Raw genomic sequence first — 19568 nt, forward strand, 5'->3', positions numbered from 1 at the left:
GGCAGCTTGGAACGGACTTGTCATTCCACTGGGCTGCCTTTCACGCATAAGGCTAATTTATCGCCCGCAGAGCCAGTCTTGGACTTGTTCGCAGGTTCCCTAACTTGTGTATGTACTTATCTAGAATGGGCGCGGGATGCAGACATCTTTTTTGCGATATTTTTTACAGCGCTTTCTTTACATTATGTTGGCCGCAGCGGTTATTGCCGGTCCGGTATTGTTTATAGAAGAAAACCAATACCTTAAAGAAGAGCAACAGTTGCATCAACAGAGCATCGCCTCCATTAGAACCGTTATGCAACAGCGGCTTGCCAGTCTGTCCAGTGATCTGTCCTTGCTGTTAATTGAGCCGCGCCTGTGGGCATATACCGAGAATCCCTCCCAATATAACCGCACCCAGTTGCTCGATTTTTTAACCACCTTTATCAACGTTAACCGCCGCTATCACCAGATCAGACTCTTGTCTGCAGAGGGTATGGAGCAAATTCGTATCAATTATCGTGGTGGGGGCGCGCGCATCACTCAGCAAGGGCAGCTTCAGAATAAACAGGAGCGTAGCTATTTTCAGGGCGCACTCGAGCTGGCGCCTGAACTAACCTATGTTTCTGGTTTGGAGTTGAACGAAGAGCACGGTGAGGTTGAAGTACCCTGGAAGCCTACCATTCGTCTGGTGCAAAAGCTGTATTCCACCCGTGGTGAGTTAAATAGCATTCTGGTCATGAATTTCATGGGTGAGCGACTTATTGAGCCGTTACGGTCAGCAAATGCCGAGCATACACAGTTTATCAATTTTGCCATTGTTGATGAGCAGGGACGTTGGGTGTTTGACTCAACAGGACAGTACTCCTGGAGTGCTCAGCGGGGTCTGGTTGAGCAGTTTTCCGAGATGTATCCGGATTTCTGGGGCCAGGCGAAAGGGCAGCAGTCAGGCCAATTCGTCCGGGATGGCACATTATATACCTCCGAGAAGATTCGCTATCCGGTGAATGTGCCCAGTTACTCGGCGCTGTACAAGGAGGTCTATCTGGTAGGTATGCTGGATATCAGGGCAGAGTGGTTTAACCGGTTGAGCTGGGCGTTGTCCATGGGTTTGATTTTCTTGATCTCGGGCGCCTGGCTGCTGGCCTATTTCTGGGCCCGCTCCAGTTATGACAGACAGCTCAGTCAAAATCGTGAAAAACGTCAGGCTTTGCGTCTGGAGAAGGTCGTTGCCACGGCACTTGATGGCCTGATTGTAATTTCTCAGCGCGGCATAGTAATTGAATATAACCCGGCGGCAGAACGGATCTTTGGTTACAGCCGTGACGAAGTTATTGGCAATAACATTAAAATGCTGACGCCCGAACCGGTACGTACCGAGCATGATGGCTACCTGAAGGGATATATCGATCGGGGTGAGGCTCGCGTATTGGATAAATACCGTGAAGTGGTGGGGCAGCACAAGGACGGCACACCTATTGATATTCAACTGGCTGTATCAGAGATGCAGGTCGATGATGAACTGTTTTTTGTCGGCAGTGTGCTGGATATTACTGAACGTAAGGCACTGGAACGCGAGCGTAAAGAGTATAACCAGAAACTGGAGCAGGAGATCGCCACCCGTACACTGGACCTTAATCTGCTTAATCAGCGTATGGAGCTGGCGGTTAATAACGGCGAAATCGGGGTCTGGGAATATGATCCTGAAGAGGGAAAGCTGATCTGGAATGATTGGATGTTCCGTATACACGGCGTGTCTGAAAAAGACTTCGATCTGCAGTTTCAGAGCTGGAAAGCCAGAATTCATCCTGATGACCGTTTTAGGGTAGAACGCAATTTCGCCAGAGCGGTTAACTCAGGGGAGCTGCTGGACCTGGAGTTTCGGGTGCAGCGTCCCAGTGGTGAATTACGCACGGTCAATACGATGGCTTCAGTCTGTTTTGATGATCACACACAACGCATGATCGGCATTATGCGAGATATCACACCAGAAAAAGAAGCTACCACGGCCCTGGAACAGGCAAAAGACATGGCAATCAAAGCGGCCCAGGCTAAAAGCGAATTTATTGCCAATATGAGCCATGAAATTCGCACACCGATGAATGCAGTATTGGGTTTGACCTATCTGCTGGACAAGCCTGATTTCAAACAGGAAGTGCGTCAGGTGGCCAACAAGATTCAGCGTGCCGGCAAGTCGTTGCAAAGCATCATTAACGATGTACTCGACTTTTCTAAAATCGAAGCCGGAAAAATAGAGCTGGCACCGTCCGCCTTCAGTATGCAAGACCTGCTGAATAACATCTCGGTGATCATGTCGGCGAATACCCTGAATAAAAACCTCGAGCTGGTGATTCGTTCGGATTTAGATCGGTCACTGATGCTACACGGTGATGCTACCCGCATTGAGCAGGTGATTATCAATCTGGTGGGTAACGCGGTTAAATTTACTGAACAGGGCTATGTGCTACTCAGTCTGCAGCAACTGAATGCCGATGATCAGCAGTTACGCATTCGGGTAGCGGTGGAGGATAGTGGCATTGGCATGACCGAAGAGACTCAAAGTCGCATTCTGTCTGCATTTGAACAGGCGGACGCCTCCACCACCCGGCGATTTGGTGGTACTGGCCTTGGCCTAACAATTTCGACCAGGCTACTGGCGTTGATGGGCAGTGAGCTCAAAGTTGACAGTACCCTCGGGGTGGGATCTACCTTTAGTTTTGAATTGCAGCTTAAGCGTGAAAGCGACTTGGATGTAACTGCCGCTCAACCCAGCCACCTCGACATTTTAATTGCAGAAGATCATGAGGTTGCCCGGGATGCGCTGGCTCATATTGCAAAGTCGCTCGGCTGGCACACCACCTGTGTTGAAAATGGCGAACAGGCAGTGGAACAGGTGTTGTCTAAGTATGTTGAGCATAAACCTCAGGATCTGGTGTTGTTGGATTGGCATATGCCAGAACTGGATGGCTTGGCGGCTGCTAAGAAAATCAAAACGGCGATAGGTGATGGACTGGCCCCGGTGGTGATTATGGTCAGCGGCTATGCTCGAGATCAAATTCTGGCAGCACCAGAAGCTGACTATGTTGATGCTGTGCTGGAAAAACCGATTACCGCCTCAGTGCTCTATGACACGCTGATGCGAATTAAACAGCCAGAAGCAGCTAATGTTTTCAACCGGCAAGCACAAGCACCACAGTCACTTGCCGGGATACGGCTGTTGATTGTCGATGATAACGAGTTTAATCGCGACGTGGCGGAGCGTATTTTTACCGGGCACGGCGCTGTGACAAGGTCGGTCAATGATGGCCAACAGGCACTCGACTGGCTGGCTGAGAATAAGGATCAGGTTGATTTGGTGCTGATGGATATTCAGATGCCGGTACTGGATGGCTATCAGGCCACCCAGGCAATCCGGACGGATGAAAGTCTCAAGCACCTGCCGGTGATTGCTTTGACCGCCGGTGCCTTTGAATCCGACCGTCGTGCGGCAATGGAAGCCGAGATGAACGGGTTTATCAGCAAACCCTTCGACGTCAATGACGCGATCAACAGTATTCTCAATTGTGTGGTAAAACCCAAGGTCGACCGGGTAGGGCCTGCCTTTGAGGCGTCAATGATAGTCGAAGATGAGCAGCAGGTAGATCATGCCGCCGTTGAAATAACTGCAGAACCTCTCCCTATACTGTTTGATTATGAGCGGGCGGTCAGCTTCTGGGGCGATGAAGCAACACTGCTGCACTACATCGGCAAGTTCCTTGCGGATTATGGCGATGTGATAGCGCAGATGGCTGAGCTACCCGATAGTGAAGCAGGGCGGCTGGCGCATAAATTGAAAGGCGCCTCCGGTTCCCTGGCGATGGATGGACTGGTACAAGCAGCCTCTGCTGTTCAACGCCTGGGAGAAGAGCCTATCGATCGGGAGCAGGTTGTTACTGAACTGCATGATTGTGTCTGCGCGACCTTTGCGGCCATCGAAGCAAAGCTTGGTTTGTCAGTGGGCCCGGTAACTGAATCAGAGGTGATTGAGTCGGAAGTAACTGGACGGGGAGATTTCGATAAACAGCACCTATCAGCATTGTTTATGCAGGTTTTACAACAGCTGGATCACGACAATCCAGTGGATGTTGCGCCACTCCTGGAACAGCTGATTGGACTGATAGGCGAACAGACACTGCAACCGGTTTTAACAGCGGTCGATGATTTTGAGTTCAGGACGGCAGAGTTGGAAGTCAGGGCGATCGCTGCCAAACAGCAGATTGAGTTGGGGGGCGTATGAAACCAGCAAACATACTGGTCGTCGACGACGAAGCGCAGAACCTGGCGTTGATGCAGCAGATTCTACAATCGCACTATCCACTGGTATTTGCGAAAACCGGCAACGCTGCATTGGCGGCGGTGAGCAAACATAAACCGGCGCTGATATTACTGGATGTTCAGTTACCTGATATCGACGGTTATGAGGTATGTCGGCGCCTGAAGGCCAGTGATAATACCAGCCATATCCCCGTTATCTTCGTCAGCAGTCATGCCGATATACTGCATGAAGCCGAAGGTTTTGCAGTCGGCGCGGCAGACTATATCGTTAAGCCGATCACTCCGGAAATTGTTAAGTTGCGGGTGGCTAACCACCTGTCTCTGGTGCGCGCTGCGTCATTGGAACGCGCCTATCTTGATGCCATCCAGATGCTGGGTGAAGCGGGGCATTACAATGATACTGATACCGGTGAGCATATCTGGCGTATGGCTGCCTATGCTCAATGTTTAGCTGAGGCTGCTGGGCTGGACCAGCGCAGTTGCGAGCTGATTCAGCTGGCGGCACCGATGCATGATACCGGTAAAATTGGCATACCTGATCAGATTCTGCGTAAGCCGGCTAAGCTGGATGCTGACGAATGGCAGGTGATGAAAACCCACACTCAAATTGGCTATGACATCTTATCCCGAAGCACGGCTCCGGTGTTTCAAATGGCCGCTGAAATTGCGCTTAATCACCATGAAAAATGGGATGGCACTGGTTACCCTGCGGGCCTGAAAGGCGCTGATATACCGCTGTCTGCACGCATTGTTGCCGTGGCGGATGTGTATGATGCGCTGACCATGATAAGGCCCTACAAGGCAGCCTGGAGTAGTGAACAAGCGTTTGAACATATAGTGTCCGAGCGGGGCAAACATTTTGATCCGGCACTGATAGACTGCTTTATCGAACTGCGGGCTGAATTAGAACAGATTAAAACTGACTTTGGGCTAGAGGCAACTATGCATGGCTAAGGTTCTGGTAATCGAAGATGAGGAAATTGTCGCCGGGCTGATTATGCGTTTGTTGGCGAAAGGTGATATTGACGCTGACGAAGCCAATTGCCTGGCTGATGCTCGGCAGCACCTGCAAACCCCGGATGACTATGCCGCCATCATTCTAGATCGGCAATTACCGGATGGTGATGGCCTGACGCTGCTGCAGGAGTTGCAGCAACATGACACGCTTAAACATATCCCGGTCATTTTTAATACCGCCTTAGAACGCCCGGAAGAGGTGCGTCAGGGCGTTGATGCTGGTGCTTACTGGTATTTGACCAAGCCCATAGATCCAAAGATGCTACTGTCGGTCGTCAAGGCAGCCATGGAGCATTTCCTGTCTGCCAAAGAGGCATCACATAACCTCAACCGTGCCCTGCGTACTAATCGGTTTTTACTGGAAGGTAAGTACCGGGTGCGAACGGTCGAAGACGCCCGGCAACTGGCTGAAGGGCTGTCAATGCTATGTCCTGATCCCGACAGAGCTTGGCTGGGGCTCAGTGAGATGCTGCTGAATGCAGTAGAACATGGCAGTTTAAAAGTGACTTATGAGGATAAAACCCGTCTGATGTTGGCCGGTGAATACCATGAGGAGATTCAGCGGCGGCAGCAAGACCCCAAATATATGATGGCTTATGTCGATGTGGATGTTGTGTGCCACACAGAATATACCCGCATTACTATACAGGACCAGGGTGAAGGTTTTGACTGGTCGAAATATTTGGAGTTCTCTGTGGAGCGGGCACTTGACCCCCATGGTCGCGGTATTGCCATGACTTGTCAGGTGAGTTTTGACCGAGTGGAGTATGCCGGTAATGGTAATACTGTTAGCCTGACCATGAACAAAAGCAGGTAAGTCGAAACGCGTACCTGCTGTCCTGTAGTCGCTATTTTTTATACCACAAATTGCGCAATACCGTCGCGGAATGACCAATCGATATCATGGTTTTCGGTGATGGTAATCAGCACATTCTCAGGTGGAATACCCGGGTTTTCAGCCAGATTTTCTACTGCTTTCTTGTAAAATGCCTGCTTCGATTTATTGGAACGGCCGGCCCGCATGACCAGATGCATCATTACCCGGTCACCTTCTCGCGTTTGCAGTTGCAGGCAATGGGGTTCCAGCTCATGGATAATTTGATAACGGTCATCGTCCGGAAATCCCATGGTCTCGATAACTGCCGAATTGATGCCGTCAGCAACGGCGTTGATGTATTCCGGTGATTTACCCTTGAGAATGGAAATGTTCACCAATGGCATCTCTTGACTCCTTACTCTACCTGTAACGTTATCTTTAGCAGTCCACTATGCGCAGGGCAGGAGTATGAAGCAAACCCATTTAACAAAAATCTTTATATCTGCAGCTTCGCTTCAATCACACGGAAGTTATTCAGGTGTTTAGCATTTACGCTTACGGTGGCTTGAATGGGCAGGGTTAGCAAACATAGATAACGGCCTGCATAGCCCAATCACTGCCAAATCACGGCTAGGAGTAAATCGGGCTTTACGGACTGCTTTTTGAGAAAAGCATATAAATTTATTTAAATTCAATCAATTAGCTTTTTTTGCATTTATGGTTTGAAGCGGCTGGAATATTCAAGCTTGACCTCATGGAGCCGATAATTCTTATTAAATAAGCACAGGCCTACTGCATAATTTGCTACCGGGCCCGTGGCAAACAAAAAATATGCATTGCCAACGCAATCAGGTTTTTGCTGGCTATGCTTATGTGTATTATTCAGTGCAGTAAACAGTTTTGAAGCACTCAGAATAACAATAACCCTAAGCCGGCTCAGGTTGTTCACCTGACCGCGATAGCTTTGGAAGCCGTTCAGGATGAGAAAAAATCTACCTGTTACAGACACCGAAAAGCGTTTTTCCGAATCAACACAGCTCACTACCTCGACTGACACCAAAGGCATCATTACCGATTGTAATGAGGCGTTTGTGCAAATCAGCGGATACACCCGAGAGGAGTTGATTGGCCAGCCCCATAACCTGATCCGGCACCCGGATATGCCCCCCGCGGCCTTTGATATCATGTGGACCCATTTAAAAGCGGGCCTGCCCTGGATGGGGTTGGTGAAAAACCGTACTAAAAGTGGCGACTATTATTGGGTCAATGCCTATGTGACACCTATCACCGATAGTGGCCGGACCATCGGTTATGAATCTGTTCGAGTGTGCCCGAAGCGGGAAGATGTTGCCCGGGCAGAACGCGTCTACAGTCGGCTGTTAAAAGGCCAGAAAGTGAAACCAAAACCTGCAAATTTACCAGAAATGGCGCTGTTAATTGGCGGCTTGGTGGTCGGTACGGGATTGGCATTAGCCGGACAGTCACTGGTGGCTCAGTTGGTGTTGGGCGTGACTGCTGTGAGCCTGTTTATGTTTGGCCGACAGCAGCATCGTCAGCAGCTTCAGGCCCTAATGGATGAATCGCCACGGGCCTTCCGGCATCCGGTAACGGCTCTGACCTATACCGACGATGATTTAATGATGGGGATGACCCGGGTCGGTGTCATGAGCGAGCAGTCGCATCTGAATACGGTGTTATCACGTATCGATGAAGTGTCCCGGCGGGTGTCGGCAAAAGCTGAAGTGGGTATGTCGTCGTCTCAGGATTGTCGTAATGCAGCTGAGCAGCAGCAGCGCGAAACTGAACAGGTGGCGACCGCCATGCACGAAATGACCGCCACGATTAGTGAGGTCTCTCAGAATGTGCAACATACGGCGCAACAGGCGTCAGAATCCAACCAGCTGGCGGAATCCGGCCTCACTTTGTCACGTGAAACGCGAGACTCGATTGAGCAACTGCGTGAAACGGTCAGTAATATCGCCGATGCAGTGCGTGATCTGGATGCCCAGACAGGCAATATCACCCAGGCGGCCGGGTTGATTGAACAGATAGCGGAACAGACCAACCTATTGGCGCTGAACGCGGCTATCGAAGCGGCACGTGCCGGTGAACATGGTCGTGGTTTTGCTGTTGTCGCAGATGAAGTGCGTAATCTGGCGCAAAAAACCCGTGAGTCAACTCGGGAAATACACAGCATTGTCGAAGCTCTGACGGGCAGTGCTGACCGTTCAGTGAAAATTGCCAATCAGGGCATGTCAAAGGCTGATGAAGGTTTGACTAATGTGGTCAAAAGCGAAGAGATGTTAGGCACTATATCCACGGCGATGAACACGATTGCAGGCATGGCGATTCAGATGTCGGCTGCAGTTGAAGAGCAGGCCCAGGTATCAGAAGAGATTAACCAGCAAGTTGCACGCATATTTGATTTATCCACAGACAGCTTGAGTCGGGCAGATATGACCACAGGTGTGGTTGCGGAACTGAAAGATGTATCGCTGGATATGGGTGAGCTGGTGCAGGGTTTTAAACGATAATTTAAGTTGTTACTTCCGCTGTCTTAGATTCGGGATGTCGCAAATAGGGTACTGTGTCTTAAGTGAGAGTTTTCAAACAGTGGATTATCATTGCCATTACCTTTGCTATGGTGGCGGGTTTGGGCACTTATCTCACCCACACCTCGCAATCGCTGCATCAAGGGGAACAGCGTTTTCTGTTGAGTGAGCTGATCAGCAGTCAGGCGTCTGCCATTGAACGGCGGTTGGAGCGGTCATTTTCGGCAACTCGTATTTTGTCGCAGGAAGTTCTGCAGCACCGTGGGTTATTTGCTGACTTTGAGAGCTATGCTGAAGAGGTGATCAATAGCATTGGCGGTATCTCTAACCTGCAGCTTGCGCCGGAGGGTGTGGTGCAATATATCCACCCCTTGGCAGGCAATGAAAAAGCCATTGGTCATGACATCCTGAAACAGGATGCGCGTCGTTACGAAGCACTGAAAGCAATACGTGAGCACCGTATGACAGTCGCCGGCCCGTTCCATTTGGTTCAGGGCGGAGTGGGGCTGATTGGTCGCAACCCCATTTTTTTACCGACTGACGAGGGAGAAAGGTTCTGGGGGTTTGCCTCGGCATTAATTTTTGTTGATGACTTGCTGCAAGTGACTGATCTCGATCAGTGGGAGTCCCGCGGTTATCGGTTCAGTTTGAGTCGCCAGTTGGGTGATGGCAACACTTGGGAAGCGTTTGCTCAGTCCCGCCTGCCAATCAGCGAGAATGCCCTGACAGTGCCTATCCAATTGCCAAATGCAGTATGGCATCTGACCATGAGCCCTCCGCCAGGGTCCAATAATCAATGGTATTACGGTTATTTGCTGACCATTTTAGCCTCATTGATTGCAGCCATTATGGCTTGGTTTATCCTGCGCCAGCCTGAAGTACTGCGCACGGTGGTGGCAAAAAAAACCCGTGAATTGAAGTTGATGGCCCATCAGGATCACCTGACAGGTCTTTCTAATCGTCGGTTTCTGTCCGATCAACTAGAGCGCCTGCTGCGGGACTTTGAACGTTCCAAAAGGTCTGCGGTACTGCTCTATCTCGACCTGGATGATTTCAAACGTATTAACGATAGCATGGGGCATTCGGTCGGGGATCAGTTCCTACTGACCATTGCTCAGCGCATTCATGATGCCGTGCGACAGGGTGATATTGTTGCGCGCCTGGGGGGCGATGAGTTTGGCGTCCTGTTGCAGAACACTGAGTCAGTCGCGGATATAGCCAAAGTCGCAGAAAAACTGCTGCAGCAGGTCAGGGGTCCTGTTCAACTGCACAATCGCGTGTTTACTGTGTCCGCATCGGTGGGGATTACTCTGATTCCCCAGGATGGTAAGGATGTAACAACGTTATTACGTAATGCTGACTTGGCTATGTACGCCAGTAAACGGGCGGGAAAAGGGCATTACCAGTTCTATGACAATAGTCTGCAAGCCGCTGCCCTGGAAAAGATAGAGTTGGAACAGGATCTTGTTCAGGCCCTGTCGAACAATGAATTCCTGTTACATTACCAGCCGTTTTATGATCTACATTCCGGAAAGTTAGCGGGTTTTGAGGCTTTGGTTCGTTGGCGGCACCCTGAACGAGGGTTGCTGTTCCCGGATATTTTCATCCCGGTGGCAGAAGAGTGCGGCAAGATTATTGAGATGGGTTATGTCATTCTCGAGCAGGCTTGTTGGCATATCAAGCAGCTGGAACAGCGCTACCCATACAAACTGCGTGTGGCGGTGAATTTATCGCAGCGTCAATTTAAAGACCCATTGCTGTTAGAAACCATTCGTTTGATGCTGGAGCGGCATCAAGTGGATGCTCATATGCTGGAGCTAGAGATTACAGAATCCTGTTTGATGGATAATGTCGCCAGCTCTATTGAAACTTTGATTAAGCTGAGTGAATTGGGTATTAGCATCGCAATTGATGATTTTGGTACCGGTTACTCCTCTCTTTCCATGTTAAAACGCCTGCCTGTCAGTAAGCTGAAAATTGACCGGAGTTTTATTCAGGATCTTGAAGTTGATCTGGCGGATCGGAAAATTGTTCAGGGTGTCATCACCATGGCGCATAAACTGCAACTTGTGGTTGTCGCTGAAGGCATCGAAACGGCGGCACAACTGTCACTGTTGCAAGGCTACCAGAGTGATATGGGGCAGGGTTACCTGTTCAGCAAACCGCAGTTGCCGGATGTGGCGTTTGCATTACCGGTTGAAATGCCGGTACCTGATACGTCAGCACCTGAAGCAGATTAGACCGATAACTCACCGTCTATACCACAAACTTGCTGTCCTTCACTGGGGCAGCATTACTGTGGTTGCGTGCCTTGTCCTCAAACTGACATCTCATAAGTTTATTTTAAGTTTTGCATTGCATACTGACCCGGTCAGTTAACTTTCAAGGAGCTTATGATGATGAAATCTATTCTATTCACCACTGTTTTAATGACGGCGGCTGGTACAGTGTTCGCTGGACCTAAATGTACCGATGGCGACCAATCCAACTGGCTTCCAGAGCTGGCCATGCAGCAGAAAATTCTTGATCAGGGGTACAGCATTAAAAAATTCAAAGTCACTTCTGGTGGCTGCTATGAAATTTACGGTTATGACCAGGAGCGACGTCGGGTAGAGATTTACTACCATCCTGAAACCGGAGATGTTGTGAAAGCCAAGCTGGATGACTAAGGAGAGGGCCGTAATGCAGTCGCAGCAGCGGATCTGGGACCCACTTATCAGGTTGTTTCACTGGAGTGTCGCCGCGGGTTTTTTGCTTAACTTCACGCTGACGGAAGAGGGAGAAACCCTGCATGAGTGGATTGGCTATTATATTCTGGCAGCGTTGTTGGTTCGTGTCTGCTGGGGATTTATTGGCCCCAGGAACGCCCGTTTCAGTGATTTTTTCCCGCGTAAACCTGGCCTGAAAAGCCATCTGCGCGAGTTGGCGCAGGGTCAGATAAAACAGCATGCTGGGCATACCCCGCTGGGCGGGCTGATGGTGATGCTGCTGATGGCAGGACTACTCCTGGTAGGGCTCAGTGGCTGGTTGACCACCACTGATATGTTCTGGGGCGAAGACTGGGTTGAGGATGTGCATGAGTTTTTTGCCAATCTAACGCTGCTGCTGGTGCTGGTACATGTGGCGGCAGTGACACTTTTCAGCGTACTGGGGCCCGCTAATCTGGTTCGGCAGATGCTGACGGGTAGGCGTTGCACCCGGAAATTAAATAAAAACTAAAAAAGTTGGGAACTAACGCGCCGCAGCATACTCATAGCTACATCATTGAGGTTTTCTCCATCCCCCCCTTAACTTCGACGGGCAGCGTAATATACGCTGCCCATTTTTTTGCCTGTTATTCCTGATCGCGGTCGTTGAATTCGCCTGACTGCCGCCTCTGTGTAAATTGCAGTATGCTAGTGCCACGGATATTAGTGGGAATGGTGCATGCCAGCAGCTCAGAAAATCTTTAAAGTGCGGCGGCAATACAATAAGTGGGTCGCCAACCAGACGTTGGAAGATTATGCCCTGCGCTTTACGGCAAAGAACAGCCGTAATATGAGTATTGAGCGGGTGGCAAAAACGGCACTGGGTGCCACTGCATTTCTCGCTTTGGAGGGCATCGCAGCCGCCGTAACTCTGAGTTATGGGTTTGCCAATACTGTCGCTGCTATGCTGGCAGTTACGCTGGTATTTTTTATTACCGGTTTGCCGATTAGCTATTATTCTGCGAAGTATGGCCTGGATATTGACCTGCTGACCCGAGGTGCGGGGTTTGGTTATCTTGGCTCTACCATCACCTCGCTGATCTATGCTTCGTTCACGTTTATTTTCTTTGCTATTGAAGCTGCCATTCTGGCATCGGCACTGCACGCCCTGTTTGGGATTCCGCTCAGTATCGGTTATGTGATCTGTGCGGTGGCGGTGATTCCGATTGTGACCCACGGTATCTCTGCGATTAGTCGGTTTCAAGTCGGTACGCAAACCCTTTGGGTGCTATTGCAATGTACTGCGCTAGGCGTGGTTGTGATACATGAATATCAGCAATTGGAAGGCTGGACTGCGTATGCCCCAGCCAGTCAGCCTGCGTCCGGTGGCTTTGATATCCTGCTGTTTGGTGCCGCCGCGTCAGTGTTTTTTGCGCTGGTAGCACAGATTGGTGAGCAAGTTGATTATCTGCGTTTTATGCCGGAGAAAACCGAGCAAAACAAAAAACGCTGGTGGTTCTGGCTGATTCTGGCGGGTCCGGGCTGGATCTTCATTGGTGTCATCAAGATGTTGCTCGGTTCGTTCTTGGCTTACCTGGCCATCAGCCGGGGAGAGGACTTTGCTCAGGCCACCGACCCCACCTATATGTATCAGGCCGTATTTACCTATCTGACTCAGTCTCCCTCTATTGGTCTGGTGCTGGCGGCACTGATGGTGATCATTTCGCAGATGAAGATCAATGTGACCAATGCCTATGCCGGTTCTATTGCCTGGTCGAATTTCTTCTCACGCCTGACTCATAGTCACCCAGGCCGGGTGGTATGGCTGGTATTTAATGTGGCACTGGCGTTGATTCTGATGGAGCTGGGCATCTATCAGGTACTGGAGGCCATCCTGAGTATCTTTGCCATTGTTGCAGTAAGCTGGCTGGCATCACTGGCGGCGGATCTGATGATCAATAAACCGCTTGGGCTCAGCCCTGCCCATATTGAATTTAAGCGTGGCCATCTGTACGACATAAACCCGGTAGGTACCGGTTCCATGGTACTGGCCACCGCGCTTGGCATGCTCTGTTATCTGGGAATGTTTGGTGAAATCGCTAAAAACCTGTGTCACTTTATCAGCCTGACTACCTGTTTCATTGCTGTACCGGCTATCGCTTGGCTGACCGGTGGACGGTTTTATCTGGCACGGCCTTCTGTTGAATTGGAGCCCTATATTATCGCCCGTGAAGGTCAACGTCGGGGTACAGTGGCCTGCGTGATTTGCGAAAACCCTTTTGAGCCGGAAGATATGAGTTACTGTCCGGCTTATGCCGAGCCGATCTGCTCGTTATGTTGTTCTCTGGACGTACGCTGCCTTGATAGCTGTAAACCTCATGGTCGTTTGTCCCAGCAGATCACGGCTTTTCTGCGCCTATTTCTGCCCAGCAAACTGGTGCGGTTATTCAGCTCGCGTATGGGGCGTTTTATCGCCGTTCTGTTGTCGGTTAATTTACTCAATGCGGCATTGCTGGCAGTGATATATCGTCAGATGCAGCCGGTCACCTTGAGTGAACAAACGTTGCTGTTGGATACTCTTTGGACGTTGTTTTTTACCCTGCTGATTGCCTCGGGTGTGATTGCCTGGCTATTTTTGCTGGCCCATGAAAGCCGGGTTGTGGCGCAAAAGGAATCAAACCGGCAAACTCGTAAACTGATGTACGAAATTGAAGCGCATGAGAAAACTGATCGGGAACTACAGCAGGCCAAAGAGCTGGCGGAACGCGCAAACGCGGCGAAGAGTCGTTATCTCACCGGTATCAGTCATGAATTAAGAACTCCATTACAGTCGATACTGGGTTATGCCCAGCTGTTATCAGAGCACAGTGAAACCCCCGATCGGCATCGCCATGGTCTGGAAGTTATTCACCGTTCTGGCCAGTACCTGACCGACCTGATTGAAGGGTTACTGGATGTCTCCAAAATCGAAGCCGGTCGTCTGGAGTTATACCGCAGCCGAGTGGCGCTGCCGGAGCTATTTCAACAGTTAGTGAATATGTTCAGTATGCAGGCTCAGGAGAAGGGCATCGGTTTTGAGTACGAAGTGTTGAATACGCTACCGCAGTTTGTCATGACCGATGAGAAACGCTTGCGGCAGATACTGATTAACCTGCTGTCTAATGCCGTGAAATATACCGATTCAGGCCGGGTGTGCTTTACCGTGAGTTATCGTAATCAGGTGGCTGACTTGATTGTGAAGGACACCGGGAGTGGTATTCCACCGGACCAATTGGCACGCATCTTTGAGCCTTTCGAACGGGTACGTAATCAATCCACCCGAAACCTGCCGGGGACTGGACTCGGCTTGACCATTGTTAAGCTGCTGACCGACATCATTGGCGGTGATCTGGAAGTGGAGAGCGAGCCAGATCAGGGTAGCTGTTTTCGCATACGGCTGATGTTGCCCTGGGTGCAGGCTGAGGCCGAAATCGATGAATCTCTGCCCGTGGTAGGTTACATGGGTTATGAACGATGCATCATGCTGGTGGATGATGATCCTGTGCTCAGGGGTATGCTGGCCGATTTACTGGCGCCACTGGGTTTTAAAGTGATAGAAGCGGCCGACGCCGACAGTTGCCTTGAACTGCTGGCAAACTTCCAGCCGGACCTGTTTCTGCTGGATGTTTCAATGCCGGGCATCAGCGGTTTGCAACTGGCGCAGACATTACGGCGGCAGGGGGTCGGTGTACCCATTGTGATGCTATCTGCCGATGCTCAGGAACATCAGCGCAAACCCGATGAACAGGCGGCTTATAATGCTTATCTGGTAAAGCCAGTGAGCAACCGGCAACTGCTGGACAGTCTGGCTGCGCATCTGAAGCTGGAGTGGACCTACCGCCAGTCGGAACAGCGACTGGTGACCGTACAGGCAGCCACTACCGGACCCATACCGGTTCCTGATCATCCACTGCTGCATGAGCTCAAAGCCTGTGCTGAGATGGGGTATAGTAAAGGGGCGAAACAGGTATTGGCGAAATTGGCGCTGGAAACCCTGATACCTGATAGCACTCTGCAGCAGTTAGAACAGATGCTGCGGAGGTTCCAGTTGGCACAGATGGCAGAACGGTTGGAGATTGAACGGTGACAACTCAGCATTCAGGTACGGATATTGTGCTGGTGGTGGATGACTCTCCTGATGCCCTGAGTCTGATCAATGACGCTCTGGAGCAAGCCGGTATGGATGTGCTGGTGGCGCTGGAGGGTAAGCAAGCCTTGACGATTGCCCGGCAGATTCGACCCGATGTGATCCTGATGGACGCCATCATGCCGAATATGGATGGTTTTGAAACTTGTCAGCAGCTCAAGGCGGATAGCAAGCTGGCAGATATTCCAGTGATTTTCATGACCGGGCTGACCGATACTCAGGATATTGTCCGTGGCCTTGAGGCGGGTGGGGTCGATTACCTGACCAAGCCGATCCGGCCTGATGAGCTGTTAGCCAGAATGCGAGTGCATCTTAATAATGCTCGCCTTACTTCAAGTGCGCAGTCGGCACTGGATACTGCCGGGCAGCACCTTTTGACAGTAAACCCTCAAGGCCTGCTGGTCTGGGCGACACCACAAACCCGTGCTTTGCTGGCTCGAGCCAGGGCAGATCAAGTCTGGTTGGGCCAGCAGTGTGCCAGTCAGTTGGCGGACTGGTTTCGTCAGCAGCCAGCGGTGGGTAATGTCTTGCAGCTCGATGGCCTGGAATATGCGCTGTCAGTGAAATATATGGGCCCGCAGGATGGCGATCAGTTACTTAAACTGCTGGATGGTGAGCGGCTATCAGGCCCTGCTATGCTGAAGCAGCAACTGGCGCTGACGGAACGGGAATCCGAAGTGCTGTACTGGATTGCCAACGGTAAAACTAACCGTGATATCGGCGAAATTCTTGATATGAGTCCGCGGACAGTGAATAAACACCTTGAGCAGGTATTTCCCAAGCTGGGGGTGGAGAATCGTACCGCTGCCGCCGGTATCGCTTTACGCTTGATGGCCGCTGCTGATCTTTGACGTTAGCTGTCTTTGACGAAGTGGAGCAGGCTGTGACACAGAGTGTCGCACTGGCTGTGACGCTTTTTGCCAAATCGCTGAAAACAGAGCGAAATTAGCCTGATTTGATGCGCTGAATAAGGGCATATTTTTTGCTTTTCCTCATATTGAAAATATTAAAACTATAAGAAGGAAAGTCACTGTGCATTACTCAACTCTCCGCGTACTTTGTTTGTTACCTTTGCTCGCGCTTGTCTCGCTCTCGGCCAAGGCTGAGTTTAATATCACCTGGCAAAATCAAGCTGATTATATCGGCCTGCGTACACTGGACGGCGCGGCTAACCATAGTCATCCAAAAACCGTGGCAGTTGAAACACTGGCCCGGATGTTAAGTCAGGTGCAGGTTAAAGACAGCCCGTACAACCCTAGCCAATCACTGTTGGGCGACGAATCAGAAAACCTGCAACGGGTGTTTACCGACCGTGAAATTGAGTTGCTGGCCACCAAAATAAATCAGGCTCTGGTGCAGGCCAACACCAATGAGTCGGTGGTGTTTTCAGTCTCTGATTTCCGGCCTTCCTATATTGGCCGCCAACGACTGTCTGTGAGTGGTACTGCATATATAAAAGGGGATCGCTTTAATCTGTTGTTGGGTGAAATGCATGTGGACATGCAGTTGAAAAAGCTGCGTTCCGGCGTGACCGGTACCTATGGCAAGGTGGTGTCTAAGGCGGAAATCCTGCGTGACGGGCTGAATACCGGTAACCTGCAGAAAACAACGGCGCATGATTGGCAGTTGATGACCTTTGCCGGTGCTCAGGCTGTTAATGGTCGTACTGATTGGCTGTCAATCGATCTGAATCGGACCTATGAATACGCGATCGTACGAAATGAAAAGAAACGGATTGACGATAAATATCTGACTGAACAGCAACAGGAAGTCTCCAACGAGGCGCTGGAAGCACGCATCAAGAAACTTGAACAGCTCGAACAGGAGCAGCAACCCGCGCCTCAGGCCAGTGGCATTGAAGCTCGGTTACGCAAGTTACAGGCTCTGTATGACAGTGGCGCACTGCCCGAAGCAGTATATCTGGAAAAAGTCCGTGCCATTATGAGTGAGTTATAAGTAGTCACAGGCGGGTCAGGTTCAACAGGCCTGCCTGTGATCAGGTGTTACTGGCTGGAGGCTCGATGGGGCCCTTGGCGGTTATCCAGCCAGTAAAACCGTCACTGATATGGGCAATATTGGTCATGCCCATCTCCTGCAAAGCCTTAACCGTTAAGGCTGAGCGCCAGCCCGAAGCGCAATGAAAAATGTACTGCTTACCTTCGCCAAAAAATGGCTTGTAGTAAGGGCTCTCAGGATCAATCCAAAATTCAGCCATGCCTCGCGGACAGTGGAAACTGCCGGGGATAAAGCCACTGCGTTCCCGTTCCCGCACATCCCTTAAATCGACAATGAGCACCTGTGGCTTATCCAGCATCGATATCACTTCTGCGGCGGTATATTCCTGGATACAGCCACGGGCTGCTGTTACCAGTTGTGCGGCACTGGTGGTAAGTGTCTGACTCATAACAATCCTGTGAATTCGTTGGACAGTCTGCGCTTTATAGCATCAGACGCCTGTGTGCTGCCTCCTACCTTGGTGTAAACGCAACGCCACTGCTTTTGTGCCTGCCGACCTTGTATACGTCAAATGACGTACTCTCACTGCGGCAATCAGCGCATACCCAGCTTGCCTGCTTTTATTAATAATACTGAGAGTAGTAATTGCATCGCAGTCCGGACGATACCCCGGATAACCACAACTCAAAGGACTAGACGGATATGAAGATCAAACAACTGGCAAAAGGTGTCGCTCTGGCAACTGGCGCAACGGTGCTCAGCTTCAGTGTGATGGCGGCGGATACGATTAAGGTAGGGGTATTGCACTCTCTATCCGGCACCATGGCGATCAGTGAAACGACATTGAAAGACACCGTGCTGATGATGGTGGAAGAACAGAACAAAAAAGGTGGCGTGCTCGGCAAAAAATTGGAAGCAGTGGTGGTTGACCCTGCATCTAACTGGCCTCTATTTGCTGAGAAAACCCGTGAATTACTGACGAAAGACAAGGTTGACGTGATCTTTGGCTGCTGGACCTCGGTCTCGCGTAAGTCGGTTCTGCCAGTTGTTGAAGAGCTGAATGGCCTGCTGTTTTATCCGGTTCAGTATGAAGGTGAAGAGTCTTCGAAAAATGTTTTCTATACCGGTGCTGCGCCTAACCAGCAGGCGGTTCCAGCGGTTGATTACCTGATGAATGACCTAGAGGTCGAGCGTTGGGTGCTGGCGGGTACTGACTATGTTTATCCGCGTACTACTAACAAAATTCTGGAAGCTTACCTGAAAGCCAAAGGTGTATCTGATGCTGACATCATGATCAATTACACTCCGTTTGGTCATTCCGATTGGCAGTCGATTGTTTCGGAAATCAAGAAGTTTGGTGCTGCAGGCAAGAAGACCGCTGTGGTCTCCACGATTAACGGTGATGCCAACGTACCGTTCTATAAAGAGCTGGGTAACCAGGGTGTCTCTTCGGAAGATATTCCAGTGGTTGCTTTCTCGGTAGGTGAGGAAGAGTTGTCCGGTATCGACACCAAACCTCTGGTAGGCCACCTGGCTGCCTGGAACTATTTTCAGAGTGTAGAGAGCGATGCCAACGCTGACTTTATTACTCAATGGAAAGCCTTTACCGGTAACCCGGATCGTGTCACCAATGATCCAATGGAAGCCACCTATATTGGTTTCAATATGTGGGTCAATGCCGTGACCAAAGCCGGCACTACCGATGTTGATGCCGTGGAACAAGCGATGATTGGTCAGACAACACCTAATTTGACGGGTGGTGTCGCTGTAATGAATAAAAATCATCACCTGAGCAAGCCAGTACTGATTGGCGAAATTCAGGAAGATGGTCAGCTCGAAGTCGTTTGGGACACCGAGGGTGTGGTGCCAGGGGATGCATGGTCTGATTTCCTGCCAGGTTCTAAGGACCTGATTGCCGACTGGACTGATCCAGTCAAGTGCGGCAACTACAACACTAAGACCAAAACCTGCTCCGGTCAGAATTACTGATTGCAGGCCGGGGCTTCCGGGGGGGAGCCCCAACGCTTACCCAGTGCGGTCGTTCGACCGCACTTTACATC

General features: G+C 50.6%; 13 protein-coding genes. 11 read left to right on the forward strand and 2 right to left on the reverse strand.

The window, feature by feature from the left end; translation table 11 throughout:
- Positions 1 to 136 precede the first annotated feature (136 nt).
- The 3 genes from ACFVYJ_RS09865 to ACFVYJ_RS09875 are packed head-to-tail and all read left to right on the forward strand — an operon-like array spanning position 137 to position 6127.
- Positions 137 to 4255 carry a response regulator gene (locus ACFVYJ_RS09865; RefSeq protein WP_419415202.1) on the forward strand — a complete coding sequence of 1373 codons (4119 nt, stop codon included), beginning with the start codon at positions 137 to 139 and terminating at the stop codon, positions 4253 to 4255.
- Complete coding sequence (locus ACFVYJ_RS09870; RefSeq protein ID WP_419415201.1) at positions 4252 to 5247, forward strand: HD domain-containing phosphohydrolase; 996 nt, start codon at positions 4252 to 4254, stop codon at positions 5245 to 5247. Before ACFVYJ_RS09865 ends, ACFVYJ_RS09870 begins: the two co-directional genes overlap by 4 nt.
- Positions 5240 to 6127, forward strand: coding sequence for a response regulator (locus ACFVYJ_RS09875; RefSeq protein WP_419415200.1), 888 nt, complete (start codon positions 5240 to 5242; stop codon positions 6125 to 6127). The genes ACFVYJ_RS09870 and ACFVYJ_RS09875 overlap by 8 nt, the downstream gene beginning before the upstream one ends.
- 38 nt (positions 6128 to 6165) lie before the next feature.
- Here the strand turns inward: ACFVYJ_RS09875 and ACFVYJ_RS09880 are convergent, their stop codons facing one another.
- A complete protein-coding gene (locus ACFVYJ_RS09880; protein WP_419415199.1) occupies positions 6166 to 6531 on the reverse strand; it encodes a tautomerase family protein in 366 nt (121 codons plus the stop codon).
- A 576-nt stretch (positions 6532 to 7107) separates the two neighbouring features.
- On the opposite strand from ACFVYJ_RS09880, the gene ACFVYJ_RS09885 reads away from it, so the two are divergent.
- The 7 genes from ACFVYJ_RS09885 (at position 7108) to ACFVYJ_RS09915 (ending at position 17508) form a co-directional block, all read left to right on the forward strand.
- Positions 7108 to 8661 carry a methyl-accepting chemotaxis protein gene (locus ACFVYJ_RS09885; protein WP_419415198.1) on the forward strand — a complete coding sequence of 518 codons (1554 nt, stop codon included), beginning with the start codon at positions 7108 to 7110 and terminating at the stop codon, positions 8659 to 8661.
- A gap of 62 nt (positions 8662 to 8723) precedes the next feature.
- Entirely contained in the window at positions 8724 to 10919 is a 2196-nt protein-coding gene (locus tag ACFVYJ_RS09890) for a bifunctional diguanylate cyclase/phosphodiesterase (RefSeq protein WP_463255226.1), read from the forward strand.
- A 156-nt stretch (positions 10920 to 11075) separates the two neighbouring features.
- A complete protein-coding gene (locus ACFVYJ_RS09895) occupies positions 11076 to 11348 on the forward strand; it encodes a PepSY domain-containing protein (protein ID WP_419416109.1) in 273 nt (90 codons plus the stop codon).
- Positions 11349 to 11361: 13 nt separating this feature from the next.
- The gene (locus ACFVYJ_RS09900; RefSeq protein ID WP_419416108.1) at positions 11362 to 11898 is read left to right on the forward strand and encodes a cytochrome b/b6 domain-containing protein; all 537 of its coding nucleotides are present in this window, start codon (positions 11362 to 11364) and stop codon (positions 11896 to 11898) included.
- 207 nt (positions 11899 to 12105) lie between these two features.
- Positions 12106 to 15492 (forward strand): ATP-binding protein, encoded by a 3387-nt coding sequence (locus ACFVYJ_RS09905; protein ID WP_419416107.1) that lies wholly within the window; start codon positions 12106 to 12108, stop codon positions 15490 to 15492.
- Positions 15489 to 16403 carry a response regulator gene (locus ACFVYJ_RS09910; RefSeq protein WP_419416106.1) on the forward strand — a complete coding sequence of 305 codons (915 nt, stop codon included), beginning with the start codon at positions 15489 to 15491 and terminating at the stop codon, positions 16401 to 16403. The genes ACFVYJ_RS09905 and ACFVYJ_RS09910 overlap by 4 nt, the downstream gene beginning before the upstream one ends.
- A 181-nt stretch (positions 16404 to 16584) precedes the next feature.
- Complete coding sequence (locus ACFVYJ_RS09915) at positions 16585 to 17508, forward strand: hypothetical protein (protein ID WP_419416105.1); 924 nt, start codon at positions 16585 to 16587, stop codon at positions 17506 to 17508.
- 40 nt (positions 17509 to 17548) lie between these two features.
- Here the strand turns inward: ACFVYJ_RS09915 and ACFVYJ_RS09920 are convergent, their stop codons facing one another.
- Positions 17549 to 17956 carry a rhodanese-like domain-containing protein gene (locus ACFVYJ_RS09920; RefSeq protein WP_419416104.1) on the reverse strand — a complete coding sequence of 136 codons (408 nt, stop codon included), beginning with the start codon at positions 17954 to 17956 and terminating at the stop codon, positions 17549 to 17551.
- A 254-nt stretch (positions 17957 to 18210) separates the two neighbouring features.
- Here ACFVYJ_RS09920 and urtA point away from each other — a divergent pair, with 254 nt between their 5' ends.
- Positions 18211 to 19497, forward strand: coding sequence for an urea ABC transporter substrate-binding protein (gene urtA / locus ACFVYJ_RS09925; RefSeq protein WP_419416103.1), 1287 nt, complete (start codon positions 18211 to 18213; stop codon positions 19495 to 19497).
- The last annotated feature ends 71 nt before the right edge of the window (positions 19498 to 19568 follow it).

Origin of the sequence: Pontibacter sp. JAM-7, from assembly GCF_048548695.2 — a bacterium.
Taxonomy (GTDB): Bacteria; Pseudomonadota; Gammaproteobacteria; order Pseudomonadales; family Balneatricaceae; genus Neptuniibacter.